Origin of the sequence: Bacillus zhangzhouensis (genome assembly GCF_000715205.1) — a bacterium.
GTDB lineage: Bacteria > Bacillota > Bacilli > Bacillales > Bacillaceae > Bacillus > Bacillus zhangzhouensis.
The window spans coordinates 82,837-101,635 of the sequence record NZ_JOTP01000006.1 but is presented as its reverse complement, the minus strand read 5'-3'; the positions used below and the strand labels follow the sequence as shown (position 1 = coordinate 101,635).

The window sequence follows — 18,799 nt, the reverse complement described above, 5'->3', positions numbered from 1 at the left end:
AGAATGGCTAAGCAAATCAAGTGTGTAGTCTGGGATTTAGATCATACATTATGGGATGGGATTTTACTTGAATCAGATGAGGTGACGTTAAAGCCATCGATCAAGGAAGTGCTAACGGAGTTAGATGAGCGCGGCATCCTTCTTTCTATCGCAAGCCGAAATGATGAAGCAGCTGTGAAGGAAAAGCTCTCCGCCTTCGGAATCGATCATTTCTTTCTCTATCCAGAGATTCATTGGAATGCCAAATCTAGTTCATTAGAAAGAATCAGCGAGCGCTTGAATATTCATAAAGATACCATTCTGTTTATTGATGATCAGCCATTTGAACGAGAAGAAGTGAAGGCTGTTCATCCAGAGATTACGTGCTGGGATGCAGTGGATTATATGACGTTGCTCACAGATGATCGGCTGCGTCCAGTCTTTATCACAGAGGATGCAAAACGACGCAGGAAAATGTACTTAGAAGCGGATAAAAGGCAGAAGGAAGAAGAGAAATATGAAGGGCCGCCTGAGAAATTTTTGGCGTCTTTACATATGAAATTCGTTATATCGGAAGCAGGAGAACAGGACCTCCAGCGAGCCGAAGAACTAACCGTCCGTACCAATCAATTAAATGCAAGCGGGAAAACCTACGATTATGAAGAGCTTGATTACTTCCGACAATCAGATGCTCACCTGCTGCTTGTCTGTGAACTTGAAGACAAATTCGGGTCCTATGGCAAAATTGGACTCTCATTAATAGAAGAAATAGGTGACACCTGGCATGTCAAACTGCTGCTCATGTCTTGCCGCGTCATGTCTCGAGGTGTCGGGACCATTTTACTCACAACGATTTTGCAAGAAGCGAAAAAACGAGGAAAGCGGCTTGTGGCCGACTTTAAACAAACAGACCGAAACCGCATGATGTATATCACATACAAGTTTGCCAATTTCAAAGAAATCGAGAATGGGGAGGACGGCTATATTTTGTTTGAAAACGATTTAAGCTTGATTCAGCCTTTCCCAGAATACGTAGATGTCAAAATTGAGATTGACCAAAAAGCCCCAGCCAAACAATAAAAAAGCGAAAAGCGAGGAGATTGAATCATGAACCTACACGAACAAGTAAGAGCATATATCGAGCAAAATCTAGTGGTATTTGATGAAGAAATTGAGTTAGGAAATGATGATCACATTTTTGAACAAGGCTTTGTCAATTCTCTTTTTGCGATGAAACTAGTGAACTACATTGAACATGACTTTCACTTCCAGTTAGACAACGAAGACCTCGACATTGCCAATTTTAGTACGGTCAATCGCATTGTCTCCTTAATTGAAAAAAAACAACAGGGGGCGGCCCTTCATGAAAACAGCTGAACAAACAATCGATGCCATTGAGGAAATACGACAGTATTGCGATGAACATATCCGCCCGTTTGCCAATGAATTCGATGAAACAGAACATTTGCCGGAGTCGCTGATTCGAGATATGGCGAAAAGAGGCTACTTGGCAGCAGGTATCCCATCATCCTATCAAGGGATGGGGCTTGATCCGATTGTGTATGGGCAGTTCACTGAACAAGTGGGGAAAGCTTGCTGTAATGTACGGACATTATTGACAGTGAATTCTCTTGTAGGAGAAGCCATTCTTCGTTATGGAACAGAAGACCAAAAACAAGGCTGGCTCGTTGCATTAGCCAAAGGGGAAAAAATCGGTGCCTTTGCTTTGTCAGAGCCGAATATTGGATCAGATGCCAATCATGTTGAAACAAGCTATCAAAAGGATGGACACTCTTATGTCTTGAATGGGAAGAAAAAGTGGATTTCCTTTGGAGCGATTGCGGATTTCTTTATTGTGATTGCTAGAGAAGGCGAACAAGTCACCGCATTCCTTGTCGAGCGAGATCAGCCAGGCGTAGAGATTGAGAGAATTACAGGAATGATGGCCAACCGAGCGTCTTATTTAGCAGAAATCACCCTCGATCATGTACAGGTGCATGAAGACTGTGTCTTAGGACCAGTTGGGGGCGGATTTAACCATGTGGTGTCACTTGCTTTAGATCATGGAAGATACAGTGTCGCTTGGGCAGGGCTCGCCATTGCACAAGAAGCCGTTGATTCTCTCGTCACGTATTCACGTAAAAGAACACAATTTAATGAAAAACTGTATAAGCATCAAATGATCAAAGGCATGATCGGAGATGCAGTCACCCAGCTCCATGCAGCGAAAGCCTTATGCTTAAAGGCTGGAGAAATGAGACAAGCGCAGCATCCTGATGCCATCACAGAGACATCAATTGCAAAATATTTCACATCCAAAATCGCCGTTGACATTACAAATACAAATGTCCAAATCCATGGTGGAAGCGGATTTAGCCGGGAAAATTCAGCTTCAAGACTGTATCGTGAAGCGAAGGTGCTTGAAATTATTGAAGGCACTTCTCAAATTCAGCAGCAAGTCATTGCTAACTATGGTTTACGCCATTATTTCGTGAAACATTCTTAGAGAGAAAGGAGATGATCCCATGGCTTTAAAGCCGCAGAAGCTGGATAAACAGAACATTGAAAATATGTTAGGTATCACTACGATCCAAGAAGGACTGCTGTTTCATCATTTAATGGAACCAAACGGAACGGCTTATTTTGAACAACTGCTGATCCAGATAGGTGGACCGCTTGATCGAGAAATCTTTGAACAATCTTGGGCGAATGTCACCAAACAGCATGAAATGCTTAGAACATTGTTTAGATGGCAGGAGCTCGCAAGGCCTGTACAAATTGTTCTGAAGCAGCATCAGCCTGACATTCGATATCGTGATTTGACTCAAGCTAGGCAGCCTCTTCATCTGCTGAAAGAGGAAGTGGCGACACAGGACCGAGAAGAACGTTTTGATCTACAGCAAGTCCCATTTCGCCTGACGTTATGTGAGGTAAATGAAGAAGTCAGCTGGGTTCTCATTAGCTTCCACCACATTTTATTGGATGGATGGAGCCTTGGGATTGTATTAAGTGATTGGATGAGTGCATATGAGCGTTTATCAAATGGGGACAAACCTCTTCTTGAACAAAGGCCGTCCTACCAATCATTTGTCAAATGGCAGCAGAACAGCCTTCAACAGACAGAAGCGCAGGCTTCCTATTGGAAAAATGTTTTCAAAGGATGGAGTTATGCAGAACTGCTTCCGAAGTCAGGTAGCATACATGAAGCTTCAGGAGCCTTTCACAAATATGAATATCAAGTGGATGCTTCTATTGCTGAGAGCCTGAGCGAATTCACGAATAAACATGATGTGACATTGGCATCTGTGATGTATACGCTGTGGGGCGTTTTGCTATCAAAATATGCGAACCAAGATGATATTGTGTTTGGAACAACAGTATCAGGAAGAAATGCGGAAGTCCCTCATATTGAAAAGATGACAGGCCTGTTCATTAACACATTACCACTGCGGGTCTCATTCGAACAGGAGCGGCCGATTCTTGAACATATGCAAGAAGTCAGTCGTGAGGTAGCTGTGAGAAATGAATATGAACATACACCGCTATCTGATTTAAAGAAGTATGCAGGGATGACGGCAGAGCAATCGTTATTTGATTCAATCGTCGTCATTGAAAACTATCCACTTGATCGAATGCTAACGAAAAGCGATCATCCTGTCCGTATTCGTGGATTTGAGATGTCAGAGCAGACGGAATTCGATCTTACGCTCAGTGTTCAGGCGTTTGATGATCAGCTGCATTTCTCATTAGTGTATAACCCCGTCAGTTTTTCAGCTGAACAAATCGAAAAGTGGTGTCAGCATTTTCTTCATCTCTTGTCAGATGCCTGTGCTCATCCGCACAAATCTACAGCTCAATTACAGCTGCTATCAGAAGAAGAGAAAGAAAAGCAGCTAGCGGTCTTTCGTCAATATGGCGGGGCAACGTCTAGCAATGAACCGACGGTGATTGACCTATTTGAAGAACAAGTGGAACGAACGCCAGCGGCAGCGGCAGTTGAGTTTGGCGATACGACGGTTACATATGAACAACTCAATAAGAGAGTGAATCAGCTCGCACATTATTTACAAAAGAAAGGGGTCAAACAGGAGCAGCGTGTTGGTATTTTAGCAGAGCATTCCATTGAAATGGTTACGGCATGCTTAGCCATTTTAAAAGCTGGCGGTGCTTACGTGCCAATTGATCCTGAATACCCGCAGGAACGAATAGAGTATCTATTAGAAGACAGCGGAGTAGAATGGCTCCTAACACATTCGATTAACGGGCTTACGTATGCCTATAACGGAGAAAAAATTGATATCACACAGCCGGATCTATACACCGGACCATCAGACAACCTGGCAACAGCCATCACCTCAGATCAAACAGCCTACTGCATTTATACATCAGGAACGACAGGAAGACCTAAAGGTGTACTCATTCACCATCTTGGCTTAGTCAACTATATTGATTGGGCGAAACAAGTATATGTTCGAGGAGAAACAAGGCATTTTGCTTTGTATACTTCACTGTCATTTGACCTGACGGTTACTTCTATTTTCACACCACTGATTTCAGGAAATACCATCATGATTTATCACCATGAAAACCGGCAGCTGCTTGTTGAAGACATCATAAAAGATAATCGCGTACATGTGATGAAACTCACACCATCTCATTTACAGTTTATTAAACATCTGTCTTTCCCAGATAGCCAAATGAAATGCTTCATTTTAGGCGGAGAACAACTGGAAACATCTCTAGCGAAATCCATTCAGCAATCATTCCCACAGCCAATTGAAATTGTAAATGAATATGGACCGACTGAAACGGTTGTTGGCTGCATGATTCATCGATATGACCAAGACCGTGATCAAGACGTATATGTACCAATCGGTAAGCCCGCACAGAATACAGATATCCTTCTTTTTGATAGACATATGAATCTCATGCCGGAAGGGACCGTCGGTGAATTATACATTGGGGGGAAAGGTGTCGCAAAAGGTTATTTGAATCGCCCAGAACTAACCGAAGAGCGATTTGTCGACCACCCTTTCCAGCCAGGTGAAAAAATTTATAAAACAGGTGATGCAGCCCGCATCCTGCCTAATGGACTTATTCAGTTTTTAGGACGAAATGATGATCAAGTGAAGCTGAGAGGCTATCGTATCGAAACAGGTGAAATTGAATTCTGGCTGAATGAACAGCCAGGGGTCAAAGCAGCAGCTGTCGTTGTAAAGCCAGATGTTTCTGGTACACCATGTTTGGCAGCATATGTTGTCACGACAGCCATACTCGATCAATCTGCAATGAAACAAGCATTGGCTGATCAGCTACCGGATTATATGATCCCATCTCACTTTGTTCAATTGGATGATATGCCGCTGACTGCTAATGGCAAGCTAGATAAACGGGCGCTGCCTGCTTTGAAACAGGAACAGCAAACGAAAAAGCTGGTGGGCTCTGACAATCTTTCTGAAACAGAGAAGGTCATTCAGGACATTTGGAAAAAAGTCCTCGGTTTAGCTGAGGTAAGCGTACATGACAAATTCTTTGACATTGGCGGGCATTCTCTCAATCTGATCCATGTCAACCAGCAGCTGGCTAAGCAATTAAATCAAAGCATTCCAATGGTAGAAATGTTCCGTCGTCCGACGATTAGAGAGCTTGCGGCGTATTTAAGCGGCGCATCAGAGCAGGAAACAGCAGGCACGCAGCCTGCGAACCAAAAGAGAAGAAAAGATAACGAGCCAATTGCGATTATTGGAATGGCAGGTAAATTCCCTGGTGCGAAAAATGTTGAGGCATTTTGGCGAAATTTGAAGAAAGGAGAAGAATCGATTTCATTCTTTTCCGATGAAGAACTGCTCGAAGCTGGAATTGACCGTCAAACCTTCGAACGTTCCGATTATGTGAGAGCAAAAGGTGTGATTGATGGACCTGATTTATTTGACGCATCCTTCTTCGGCTATTCGCCAGGTCAGGCAGAAATGATGGATCCTCAAATCCGCCTGTTACATGAGTACGCCTATAAAGCCCTAGAAGACGCAGGATACGTACAGGAAGATTATCCAGGTAAGGTCGGGTTGTTTACTGGGTCCACATCGAATTTTCAATGGATTCAGCGATTTGCCTCTTCCCTTGATAGCAGTATGTCAGAGCTGTTTGAAGTGGGTTCACTCAATGATACGTATACCGTGAGTACAAGGATTGCCCATAAATTGAATTTGAAGGGACCGGCACTGACGCTTCAAACCGCTTGTTCGACCTCTTTGGTCGCCCTGCATTTGGCTTGTCAATCCATTGCAAACGGTGATTCAGATGTAGCGCTTGCGGGAGGTGTGTCGATCTTGCACCCAGTAAAATCAGGCTACATATATCAGCAGAACATGGTGAAATCAAGCGATGGTCATTGCCGCGCCTTTGACGATCAAGCAGATGGAACAGTGGGCGGAGATGGCGTTGGTCTTGTTGCTTTAAAAGCGCTTAGTGAAGCCATAGAAGATGGTGACCATATTTATGCGGTCATTAAGGGTTCTGCCATCAACAATGATGGTGATCAAAAGGTTGGCTTCAATGCACCAAGCGTGGAAGGACAGACTCGTGTCATTCAGGATGCTTTACATCAGGCAGATGTTTCACCAAATACGATTGAATATGTGGAAACACACGGAACAGGAACGTCTCTTGGTGATCCGATAGAAATAGAGGCGCTCACAAAAGCCTTCCAAACAGAGAAAACACAGTTTTGCCGCATTGGGTCTGTGAAAACAAATATTGGACATTTGGATGCAGCAGCAGGAGCGGCTGGCTTGATCAAAGCCGTGCTTTCGCTTCAGCATCATACATTTGTACCAAGCCTTCACTTCAAAAAGGCCAATGAAAACATCGCATTTGAGCATAGCCCATTCTTTGTGAACACCGAGTTGACCGACTGGAAACAGCCAGCTTCGCATTTACGCCGGGCTGGGGTGAGCTCATTTGGAATGGGTGGAACAAATGCACATGTCATATTAGAAGAAGCACCACAAAGAGATCGTAAGCAAATGCCTCGTTCTGCTGAGCTGCTTGTCCTATCAGCAAAGAGTAAAACGAGCATGGAAAGAATGAAAGAAAATCTCGTGAACCAAATTGAAAACACGCCTTCTATCAATTTGGCAGACGCAGCATATACCCTGCAAAAAGGCAGACAATCCTTTAGTTTCCGTCAAACATTTGTTGCCGGAAGCAGAGAAGATGCCTTGCGTGTGTTAACAGAAAAGCAAGGCAAGGGCATTGGAAAGCTCATGCATTCGCATATTGAAAAACAGAAGATTATTTTTATGTTTTCAGGGCAAGGCAATCAATACCTCAATATGGGATTAGATTTGTATCAAGAAGAGCCTTATTTCAAGGAGCAAATGGATGCTTGTTTTAAAGCATATGAAGAAGCAACAGGGCGAAGTCTTGCCCGTATTCTTTATCCATTAGCGGCTGAAACGGAAAAGGCACGTGAAAAATTGGCAAGCACTCAGTATGCACAGCCAGCCATTTTTGCGATTGAATATGCACTCTCAATGCTCTTCATTGATTGGGGCATTCGTCCTGATGCAATGATCGGTTATAGCTTTGGCGAATTAACGGCAGCAGCTATATCTGGAGTATTCAGCTTAAAAGATGCGATGTCCATGGTCGCCTACCGCGCGAACGCCATGCAGGCGTCACCAGCAGGCGTGATGATGAGTGTTCCGTTACCTGAAGCAGAGTTGAAACCGATGCTTCCAAAGGAAGTTTCTCTTGCGGTTGTCAATGATTCCTCATGTATCGTGTCAGGGCTTGAAGAGTCGATCAGTGAATTTGAAAAAGAACTGAAGAACAACAGATTGATGTGTATGCGATTAGGCGGAACCATTGCGGCCCACTCACATGTCATGAAGGAGGCAGCGGAGCAATTCGGAGAAAAATTGCAGCATATGAAAGCCAATCAGCTCCGTATTCCATTCATTTCGAATTTATCAGGAGATTGGATGACAGACTCGAGCGCTGGAGATGTGTCTTATTGGAAACGGCATATGACCGATACGGTTCGCTTTGCTGAAGGTATCACGAATATCTTACAAGAGGAAAATATTCAATTAATTGAGATTGGACCAGGACAAGATTTAAGCGTGATGGTCAACCGGTCGCTCAATGGACTGAATCAGCATGTGTGCCATGTGTTAAGACATGCAAAACAAGCTGTGACAGATACTGAATTTTTACTTGGACAGATCGGACGCTTATGGACACACGGGTTATCCATTGATTGGGATCGATTCCATATGAACCGTCAGCCGCTGAAAATGCCACTACCAACATATGCGTTTGATCGTACCTCCTATTGGTATGATGCATCAGATAGTGTAAAGCGCGACAAACCAAAGCAGTCAGGAAGAAAGCAACAAATGGAAGAATGGTTCTATACCCCTCATTGGGAAGCGGATCTTTTACCTGGTGCGCCATCGCCATCAGATGTTTCCTCTTCCGGAGCCATGCTTTTGTTTGCAGAGCCATCTGTTTTCGGAAAGAAAGTAGCAGATGAACTTCTGACGAAACGGAATGAGCACGTTGTCGTTCATAAAGGAGATCAATTTACGAAGCATGATGAAAAAAGCTATACCATTCGTTCACATGAGCCATCTGATTATGAAAAGCTCATATCGAATCTTATAAATGATCAAATCAATGTGACCGATGTTTGTCATCTTTGGGGACTTTCAGATCGACAACCATCTCACACGGAAGAAGAATGGGTGAAGCATACGCAGCAAGATGCTTATTACTCCTTGCTTTATATCGGCCAGGCGCTGAAGAAATATGTCTCGGACCAAAAGGTGTCGGTGACAGTTCTTTCCTCACTGACGTATGCCGTTGGCGGAGAGCCTGTGCTTTATCCTGAAAAAGCGATCCATCTTGGACCTGCCATGGTTATTTCTCAAGAAACACCGACCTTGCGTTATCGCATTCTTGATGTGGATCGTCCAGTGGAAAATGGTGTTCAGGAAAAGAGATTGTTGAAACAAATCAGCGATGAACTAGACCGGGAGTATGGACAGCTTCTCACTGTCTATCGACGGAATAAGCGATATGTGAAAAGGTATGCGAAAGGTTCAGTTCCCGAAACAGGACACGCTCATTTGGCTAAAAAAGATGGTGTGTACATTTTAATCGGCGGGCTTGGGTTTATTGGATTGAATATCGCTCAGACTTTGGCCGAGCAAACGCAGGGGAAATTGATCTTAACGAGCAGGTCTGGACTGCCTGATAGGAGCAAGTGGCAAGAATGGCTGGCTACGCATGATGAACAGGATCCAATCAAGAAAAAAATACAAAAGGTCATGGCACTAGAAGAGGCTGGCGCAGAAGTTCTGATAAAGAAAGTGGACGTTCGTCACCGGGAAGATATCCAGCAATTGATCAACACAGTGGATGCATCTTACGGTCAGCTTGACGGTGTGATCTATGCAGCAGGAGTGACAGGCGATCAATCATTCCTGGTGATGGAGCAAACAGATGACACTTTCTCAGAGTCGCATTTTGAGGCGAAGATGAACGGTGTACTTCATCTCGATGCCGCCTTAGGTGATCGATCACTTGATTTCTGCTTTGTCCTGTCATCTTTGTCGCCGATATTGGGCGGACTTGGTTTTACAGCTTATACAGCTGTGAATCATTTCATTGATGCGTACGTGTATGAACGCAATCTACGCTCACAAACGCAGTGGTCTGTGATTAGCTTTGACGGCTGGGAATTTGAACAGGGTAAGCAGCTGGATCTCCCAATCGGAGATGACCTCACCGAAACGTTGATTACAGAAAAAGAAGGAAGAGTGATCTTCGAACGATTGCTTTCACTGCAACAAGTTGAACAAATTGTCATTTCGACAACAGACTTACATGATCGAATTCACCGATATGTAGATCGTTTATCCCGTGAAGAAGAGGGTGGCGAAGAGCATGTACAAGATGGAATCTTGTATTCTCGACCAGCGCTGTCAACGAATTATGTGGCACCTGAAACGGAGCTGGAGAAGGAACTAAGTCAACATTGGCAAGCTTTCTTTAAGATTGACGAAATTGGCATAGATGATCATTTCTTTGAAATGGGTGGTGATTCTTTAAAGGCGATCACCTTTATTGGCATCATTCATCGCGCATTCAGTGTAGAGCTGACGCTGCCTCAATTCTTCCAAATGCCAACGATTCGTTCAATGGCAGAATATATCGATCAAGCAGATACAGCGGCTTATCATGTGATTGAAAAAGCCGAAGTGAAGGAACGTTATCCTCTGTCGTCTGCCCAAAAACGCTTGTATCTCATGCAGCAAATGGATTTAAGCAGCACAGGATACAACGAATTTAAAGCGGGGCGAATCAAGGGAAAGCTCGATATCAGCAGATTGGAATGGGCATTTCAGCAGCTCATTAAGCGTCACGAAAGTTTGCGGACAGCGTTTGTACTAGAAAATGGCGTGCCTTATCAAAAGATCGAAGAAGAGGTGCCGTTTGCTGTCACATTGTTTGATCTCACAAAGGGATCGACACAAGCATCTGAGGAAGATCAAAAACAAGTGATTGAACAATTTTTGACTGCCTTTACGTTAAGTGAGGCTCCCTTGATGAGGGTAGGTGTGATGAAGGTGTCAGAAGAGGAGTTCGTGCTCATGCTGGACATGCATCACATTATCTCAGATGGTCTTTCTCAAGATATTTTGGTCAACGACTTTATGCAGTTATATGACGGAAGGATGCTTGAGCCTCTAGCTCTTCAATATAAAGATTTTTCAGAATGGCAAAATGACATGCTTGCTTCTGATGCCCTTAAAGCATCGAGTGATTACTGGAAAAACCGTTTAGAAGGTGCACCTGCACTTGATCTGCCAACAGATTTCGATCGGCCAGAGGTGAGACAATTCCGCGGCGGGCATTATACGTTCCGTATTGAAGAAGCGGAGCTGAATGCGTTTAAACAGGTCATTTTAAAAGAAGACGCAACGCTGTTTATGGGTCTGTTAAGTTTGTATCAGATTTTGCTTCATAAATTAAGCGGGCAATCAGATATTACGGTTGGGGTTCCAGTAGCAGGAAGAAAACAAGAGGAGCTGCAGCAAGTCATCGGTATCTTTGTCAATATGCTGCCACTTCGTTTATATCCTAAAGCAGAGATGTCGTACCGTGAATTCCTTCACGATGTGAAGGCGTATGTGATCGATGATTTCGGACACCAAGAATATCAATATGAACAAATGGTTCAAGACCTGCAACTGAGCCGAAATGTCAGCCGGAATCTATTGTTTGATGCTGTGTTCGCTTTGCAAAATATGAATCAGCCAGAACTGAAGGTAGGCGGTTTAACCTTTAGTGATTATCCGTATGAGACAGGAACGTCGCGGTTTGATTTACTGTGGATTGCGTATGAGCAGGAAGATGGTCTCTCTTCAACGATTGAGTATAATACGGAGCTTTTCACAGAGGAAACCATTCAGCGGATTGCCGGCTTACTAAAAGACATCATGCGAGCTGTCTCAATAGATGCAGTGAGACTAGAGGAGATCGAACTGACTTCTTCATTCCAGCAATTAGACGACGTATCTCTTTTCGAATTAGATGACTTAAAAATATAAGTAAAGAGGTGAATGGAAGAGTGATTGAACATGATGATTTTCAACTGAAAGCAGCGGCTAAGGAAAAGGTGAAGGAAAGAGCCTACTGGACATCTATTTTATCAGGTGTCCAGCTGGATGGTCGCATTCCCCATACGGTTTCACAAGTCAAGCCTGCTGCAATGAACCGATCGCTTCATTCGTCCTTCCCGGTGGCTGTGAACCATTCGTTAAAGCAATTATGTGGAGATTCTGATTTGCGGATGTTTATCGTGCTGACCACAGCTGCTTTTGGCTTGCTGCAACGTTACAGCGGAAAAACTGAGTTGATGGTGACTGTTCCTACAATGGAACAGTCCGCCAATCAATCTGCCATTAATCATATGCTGCCACTCAAGGCAGAGTTTGATCCTCATATGAGCTTCAGCGCAGGGTTAGATGCAGTGAAACGATCGTTTCAGGAGGCAGTGCGTCATCAAAACTATCCTGTTCATATTTTAATGGAGGAACTTTGGCATTCATTAGGTGACGGCAAGGAGCGTGTCAATCTGGCATGTGCGTTTGAGACATTGCATGGACAGGCTGACCGAAAGCATTTAAATGCTGATGTGCTTATTGTTTGGAAGAAAGCACAAGATCAGCTGCATACCGAAGTCCACTGGGATGCTTCCATTTATGACGATCAAATGATGGAGCAGTTTTCCAAACATTTCATGACACTCACAGAGCAATTGCTCAAAGCGCCTGAACAAGCGATGAGCACACACTCATTTCTATCTGACATGGAAAAAAGTCAGTTGTTTGATGCGTTTCAAGGGGAGTCGCTCGCTTATCCAGTGGATCGTGATATTGTGTCTTTATTTCAACAGCAAGTCCAATTGCATCCAGCACGAACGGCCGTTTTGTTCGGCACCACCTCCTATACATATGAAGAGGTTGACCATTTATCGGATCGCATTGCGCTTAGACTCTCTCAAAGTCAGATGATACGGGAGACCCCAGTCGGTCTCAGAATGTATCGGTCTGCTGAACTTGTGATTGCCATTCTTGGCATCTTAAAGGCTGGCTATGCTTATCTACCAATTGATGTTCATCTGCCGATCGAAAGAATTCGGTATATGCTCAAAAACAGTGGCGCTACAGCGATTGTATCGGATGCAGCCGAACATGAAGGATTGGATGTCGAGGTTCATGTCATTCAAGACATGCTTCATGAATCGGAAATAAAAGAGGACCTGACTTGGTCTATTTCGCCTTCGGATATGGCTTATGTTCTGTATACATCAGGAACGACAGGGCATCCGAAAGGGGTCGTCATTGAACATCGTCATGTCATTAATTTGGTGTACGGAATGAAAACACGCTTTTTTGATCTGCTTCCAGATGATGTGCAAGTAGGGATGCTGGCTTCACATATTTTTGATGCGTCTGTTCAAACGTTGTTTCCAACATTGTTGCTCGGACATACGCTGCATATTGCCAAAGATGAAGTCCGTATGGATGGGCATGCATTGTGGGATTTTTATCGAGAAAACCACATTCAGCTGTCAGATGTGACACCCTCTCATTTAAAGCTGATGAACAAGGCAGCAGGGCAATCGAAACAGGATCTGCCTGCTTTGAACATGCTGCTTGTAGGCGGAGAAGTATTTACAAAAGAACTGATGGATCAATTTTTACAGCATCTATCAAGTGAAAAACCCATCATGATTAATGCATATGGGCCTACTGAATGTACTGTTCAATCGTCATCCTTTTTGATTCCACATAACTGGGATGAACAGGTCATTCCTATTGGGAAGCCGATGCCAAATGAGCGCATCTTCATATGTGACGGGCAAGGGGAGCCAGTTCCGATTGGTGTCTTTGGTGAACTGTATATCTCAGGCGATGGTGTAGGGCGTGGGTACATCAATCATCCTGATCTGAGCAAGGAGAAATTTATCAAAAAACCAGAGTTGAGCAGCGGGGTGTTATACGGTACGGGGGACCTTGCAAGATGGCGGTTTGATGGGGTCTTGGAATTTGCCAAAAGGAACGACAACCAAGTTAAAATCAGAGGGTATCGAATTGAGCTGGAGGAGATCCGCAGAGCTATTCTTGATGATCCGAATATGCAAGGACTAATCCAAGATGTCATTGTGATCCCTAAGGAGACGACGGAGCAGGACCAATACATTTGCGCATATTTGATGGCAAATCAAGTCATAGATCAGCGTGTACTTCGTCAATCTCTAAGTGGGAGATTACCAGGGTATATGGTGCCAAGGCATTTGATTCAAGTAGAGCAATTTCCTTTAAATCTATCAGGAAAATTAGATATTCAAGCACTGCCGAATCCAGAAGATCAGTTGCCAGCCGGGCAAGAGCGAGTGGCTATTCAAGCACACAATGAAACAGAGCAGAAGCTTGTTCGCATTTTCGCTTCTATTTTACAAGTCCCTGCTTCTCACATTCGATTAGATGAACCGTTTTTCGATTTGGGTGGGAACTCTTTTAATATCGTTGAGCTGTCCAATAAAGTGAAAGAAGAATTTCAGCAGGAGCTGACAGTGATGGAACTGTTCCAATATACAACTGTTTCACAAATAGCAGCCCAATTAAAAAACAAATCAGCAGGACAAGATAAACAAATAGAAGCTGATGGAGAAAATGAAGCGGATGACTTAGAAAGTGCCGCACAACTGTTAGGCGGGATGATAGATGAGTAAGTTAACAGGATTAGAGGTTGCGGTGGTTGGTATGGCCTGCCGTTTTCCGGGAGCGAAGAATATTCGTAGCTTTTGGGATAACCTTGCAAATGGTAGAGAGTCCATTACGTTTTTTTCTAAGGAAGAATTGCTCGAGGCGGGGGTTGAACAAGAAGCACTGGATCATGAGCAATATGTACGTGCCAAAGGAGCAGTAGATCAGCATGATCACTTTGATGCGGATTTCTTTGGTTATTCACAGCGGGAGGCAGAAGTAATGGACCCGCAAATCCGCATGTTTCATGAGGTGGCGTGGGAATCCCTTGAAGATGCAGGCTATAACCCTGAAACCTATCAGGAGCCGATCGGTTTATTTGGTGCTGCTTCTGCCAATTTATACTGGCAGGCTGCTTCCATGCTGATGAGAACGAATAACTCATCTGAGCAATTTGCGGCTGTTCAATTAACAGATAAAGATTTTATGAACACAAAGGTGTCCTATAAATTGAATTTGAAGGGACCAAGTGTGGCTGTTGATACAGCTTGTTCCTCCTCTTTGGTTGCAGTTCATTTGGCGGCACGCTCCCTTCTCACTGGTGAATGTAAAATGGCACTCGCTGGCGGCGTCACCATCACGACTCCACACAAAAAAGGATACATGTATCAAGAGGGCATGATCATGTCCCCTGATGGACACTGCCGAGCCTTTGATGAACAGGCAAAAGGAACAGTTGGCGGCGAGGGCTGTGGAGTTGTTGTGCTCAAATCATTAAAGCAGGCACTAAAGGATAAGGATCACATCTATGGGGTGATTAAAGGGTCAGCGTATAACAATGATGGTGGGCGAAAGGTTGGTTACACAGCACCAAGTATAGAAGGGCAAAGTGAAATTATTAAAAAGGCGCTCAAGATCAGTCGTGTAGAAGCCGAGAGCATTTCTTATATCGAAGCACATGGCACAGGTACGACCCTTGGAGATCCAGTTGAAATTGAATCACTGAATCAAGCCTTTCAAACGGATAAAAAACAGTTTTGTGCCATCGGGTCTGTGAAAACCAATATCGGTCATCTTGATTCAGCGGCAGGAATTGCCGGTTTTATCAAAACGACGCTTAGTCTGTATCATCAGACGCTGCCACCTAGTCTTCATTATGAAAGACCGAATCCGAAAATTGATTTTGAATCAAGCCCGTTTTATGTGAATACAACACCCGTACCATGGAAGAAACGAGAGCAGCCACTGCGTGCTGGGGTCAGTTCATTCGGAGTCGGTGGTACGAATGTACATCTCATCATGGAAGAGGCGCCTACAGCTGAAAAGCCGTCAGTAGACAAGGATCACGAACTCATGGTGATATCAGCAAGGTCGAAACAAGCGGTTCAAACGTCTGCTGAGCAAATCACTTCCTATTTAAAAGAACAAAAGGACGTGCCGCTATCCCATGCTGCGTTTACGATGCAGGAGGGGCGAAAGCATTTTCCTTATCGACAAGCATTTCTTGCAAGCTCCGATCGCACATTCCAGTCAGCTGGACAGCCTCAAAAGGCCTTTCAGCAGCCTGCGGTCGTTTGGATGTTCTCTGGTCAAGGTGCTCAGTATGTCAATATGGGCAAGGATTTATATGAGAACGACCCTGTATTTAAACAAACGCTTCAAAAATGTTTTGCCATCATTTTATCCTTGGCAGGTGTTGAGATCGAGAAAGTATTATATCCAATAACCGAAGCAGACTTCATTGAAGCAGAACAACTCATGCAGCAAACGTCTTATACACAAATCATCTTGTTTAGTTTTGAGTATGCACTCGCATCGAAGCTGATGGGACTAGGCATACGCCCGCATTATTTCATCGGTCATAGTATTGGAGAAATTACGGCAGCCTGTGTGGCCGGTATCATCCATCTTGAAGATGCAATCCGGATCGTTTTAAAAAGAGGCAATTTGATGCAAAAGATGCCTCCAGGTGATATGGCCGGTGTGACACTTCCTGCCGAGGAGATTAAGCATGAACTTCCAGAAGGTGTCGAGCTATCTGCTGTGAATAGCTCACAATTATCCGTTGTTTCCGGTCCTACAGACCGTTTACAGGTATATATCGAACAAGCTGAGAAAAGCGGTGCTTCTGTCCAAAAGCTGAAAACCTCTCACGCCTTTCATACGAGTATGATGGATGAAGCGGCCGATCAGTTTAAGGAAGTACTCTCTGAGATCGCCTATCAGCAAGGCGAGATACCGATTGTTTCCAATGTGACAGGGAGCTGGTTAACCCATGAGCAAGCAGCATCACCTGATTACTGGGCATCTCATATCAGACAGCCTGTTTTATTTAGTCAAGGAATAGAGACGCTACTTGGACTTGGAGAGGTGGTCTTCATTGAATTGGGGCCAGGTCATACATTGACTCAATTCGTGAGACGCCACGATCGCTATGATGTGGATAAAGCAGCTGCTGTTTCATTGGTGCGACATCCAAAAGAGCAAGCAGCTGATGATGAATATATGCAAAAGGCCATAGGGAAGCTGTGGAGTTTCGGAGTGGAGCCGAACTGGAGCGCTGTTAGAAAAGAGGAGACCCCATATCGAGTCTCACTGCCAACATATCCATTTGAGCATCAAATATTCCCCTCGCCGCAGTTCAAAGCGGACCAGATGATGACCGCTTTAACACCATCAGGACAGGAGGAGAATCACTTAGCTGATTTTCAAGACTGGTTTTACATTCCGGTGTGGGAGCGCTCTTCACCTGTACTAAAAGAGCAGCATCATCACGGGAAACGTGTGTTGGTTTTTGAGAAAGATGGTCATATTGGCGCCTATTTGAAAGGACGGCATGCGCAGGTTGTCAGCGTATGTCAAAGTGATCATACGATCAAAGAAAATGACCAGCTGATGAAGGCTGACGTTCATATACTGTCACATTTAGAGTGGATCATGGCTGAATTACAGCAATCTGGATTTATCCCTGAAGAGATCATTTGGATGCATGATGAACTGACGGAGGATATCGAAAACAAGCCAAACTACTTATCTGTGCTCGATCTCGTCAGGTTGATCAGCAAATACCATAACACAAACATGCGTCTTCATCTCGTGACGAGCCAAGCGCATGATGTCATCGGCATAGAGAAAGTCGATCCCCTTCAAGCAACATTAACAGGACTGGCACTGACCATTCCTCAAGAATATCAGCACATAGAGTGTCAGCACATTGATCTATGTCAGGATACTAAGGCGAATTGGCCACTATTTCTTTCATATGAGGTAGAGATGCACGATCAAGAACAGGTCGTGGCGTATCGCGGGAGCAGCCGCTGGGTTCGAAAAGCTTCAAGCACACCGTTAAGAAAAGAGAAGTCGTCCAAGCATTCTATCAGGTCTAATGGCGTTTATCTCATCACTGGCGGTATGGGCGGCATTGGCTTCACACTAGCTAAACATTTAGCAGAAACGTATCAAGCAAAACTTGTGCTCATGAGCCGATCACAAATACGTGAACGCTCTGAATGGCATAAACTGCGTGATGCGGAGGGGAAAGAAGCTGAGGCCGTGAAAAAGCTACTAGCTCTTGAAGAATTAGGGGCTGATGTACAAGTTGTACACGGTGATGTGTCAGATGAATGTGCCGTGCAGAAAGCAATTCAGCTGGCTCATATGGCATTTGGTGGTTTACATGGCGTCATTCACGCGGCAGGAGAGGCAGATGGGAAGATCATTCAAGCAAGAACAGCAGACGATGAGATTCGCATGTGTCAGGCAAAAATCAACGGGACCTATTTGCTGGGAGAAGCACTCAAGGATGAAACGCTCGATTTCTTCTTGCTTTGTTCATCCCTTGTATCCTTTCTTGGAGCGGCTGGACAAGTGGCTTATGCGGCTTCAAATGCTTTTATGGACAGCTTTGCTCATGCTAAAAGGCAGGAAGGGAAGCCGGTTATTTCTTTGAATTGGGATCGCTGGGAGAAAGTCGGTATGGCACACGATTCGGCATTGGCTGCCAAAGTCAATGACATGATGGCACTTGAGGAGCAGGTAGGAATTTCTCCAGAAAAAGGAATAAAGGCCTTTCAAGAAGTGCTACGTCTAGATTATCCGCAAATTCTTGTATCCGTTCGAGATATGGGGGAGAGAATCAAACATCGCTTAACACCTGTACAGCTAGAGGATGAGCCGTCTCAAGAGATATCACAGATCATAGATGAACGTCTAGAAGCATCATTGAGTGATCTGCTTAGCTCCTTTTTTAAGCATGAACCGGATGTGAATGAGAATTTCTTTGAAATGGGTGCGACGTCTCTTGATTTATTGCAGATGAGTGGTCATATCAAATCGGTATACGGCATCGAGGTTCCGGTAGTCATGATGTACAGCCATCCAACCATCGCGTCATTGGCTGCCGAACTGAAGAAAATACATGGTGTAAAAAAAGAAAAGCAAGCTGTCACTGAATCATCTAATTTACGTAAACAAGCAATGGCTGAAGGGAAAAATCGCCGTAAACAGAGATTAAAACGAAAATAGATGGGAGAAAT

The 18,799-nt window shown here is 44.3% G+C and carries 6 protein-coding genes; all 6 read left to right on the top strand.

Annotation, left to right across the window (positions count from 1 at the left end):
- Positions 1 to 3: 3 nt before the first annotated feature.
- Genes BA70_RS07370 through BA70_RS07345 form a run of 6 tightly spaced genes read left to right on the top strand, consistent with a single transcriptional unit; the run spans position 4 to position 18,788 of the window.
- Entirely contained in the window at positions 4 to 1,059 is a 1,056-nt protein-coding gene (locus BA70_RS07370) for an HAD-IIIC family phosphatase (RefSeq protein ID WP_034320182.1), read from the top strand.
- 27 nt (positions 1,060 to 1,086) lie between these two features.
- Positions 1,087 to 1,356 carry an acyl carrier protein gene (locus BA70_RS07365; protein WP_034320179.1) on the top strand — a complete coding sequence of 90 codons (270 nt, stop codon included), beginning with the start codon at positions 1,087 to 1,089 and terminating at the stop codon, positions 1,354 to 1,356.
- Positions 1,343 to 2,485 carry an acyl-CoA dehydrogenase family protein gene (locus BA70_RS07360; protein WP_034320176.1) on the top strand — a complete coding sequence of 381 codons (1,143 nt, stop codon included), beginning with the start codon at positions 1,343 to 1,345 and terminating at the stop codon, positions 2,483 to 2,485. The genes BA70_RS07365 and BA70_RS07360 overlap by 14 nt, the downstream gene beginning before the upstream one ends.
- Positions 2,486 to 2,504: 19 nt before the next feature.
- Positions 2,505 to 11,600 carry a hybrid non-ribosomal peptide synthetase/type I polyketide synthase gene (locus tag BA70_RS07355; protein WP_034320174.1) on the top strand — a complete coding sequence of 3,032 codons (9,096 nt, stop codon included), beginning with the start codon at positions 2,505 to 2,507 and terminating at the stop codon, positions 11,598 to 11,600.
- A 20-nt stretch (positions 11,601 to 11,620) separates the two neighbouring features.
- Positions 11,621 to 14,290: a non-ribosomal peptide synthetase gene (locus BA70_RS07350; protein ID WP_034320172.1), complete on the top strand. Its 2,670-nt coding sequence runs from the start codon at positions 11,621 to 11,623 to the stop codon at positions 14,288 to 14,290.
- Positions 14,283 to 18,788: a type I polyketide synthase gene (locus BA70_RS07345; protein WP_034320169.1), complete on the top strand. Its 4,506-nt coding sequence runs from the start codon at positions 14,283 to 14,285 to the stop codon at positions 18,786 to 18,788. The genes BA70_RS07350 and BA70_RS07345 overlap by 8 nt, the downstream gene beginning before the upstream one ends.
- The last annotated feature ends 11 nt before the right edge of the window (positions 18,789 to 18,799 follow it).

Excerpts from the sequence above, each read along its gene's own strand:
- BA70_RS07370 (WP_034320182.1), top strand. The coding sequence starts at position 4 with ATGGCTAAGCAAATCAAGTGTGTAGTCTGGGATTTAGATCATACATTA.
- BA70_RS07355 (WP_034320174.1), top strand. The coding sequence starts at position 2,505 with ATGGCTTTAAAGCCGCAGAAGCTGGATAAACAGAACATTGAAAATATG.
- BA70_RS07365 (WP_034320179.1), top strand. The coding sequence starts at position 1,087 with ATGAACCTACACGAACAAGTAAGAGCATATATCGAGCAAAATCTAGTG.
- BA70_RS07360 (WP_034320176.1), top strand. The coding sequence starts at position 1,343 with ATGAAAACAGCTGAACAAACAATCGATGCCATTGAGGAAATACGACAG.
- BA70_RS07345 (WP_034320169.1), top strand. The coding sequence starts at position 14,283 with ATGAGTAAGTTAACAGGATTAGAGGTTGCGGTGGTTGGTATGGCCTGC.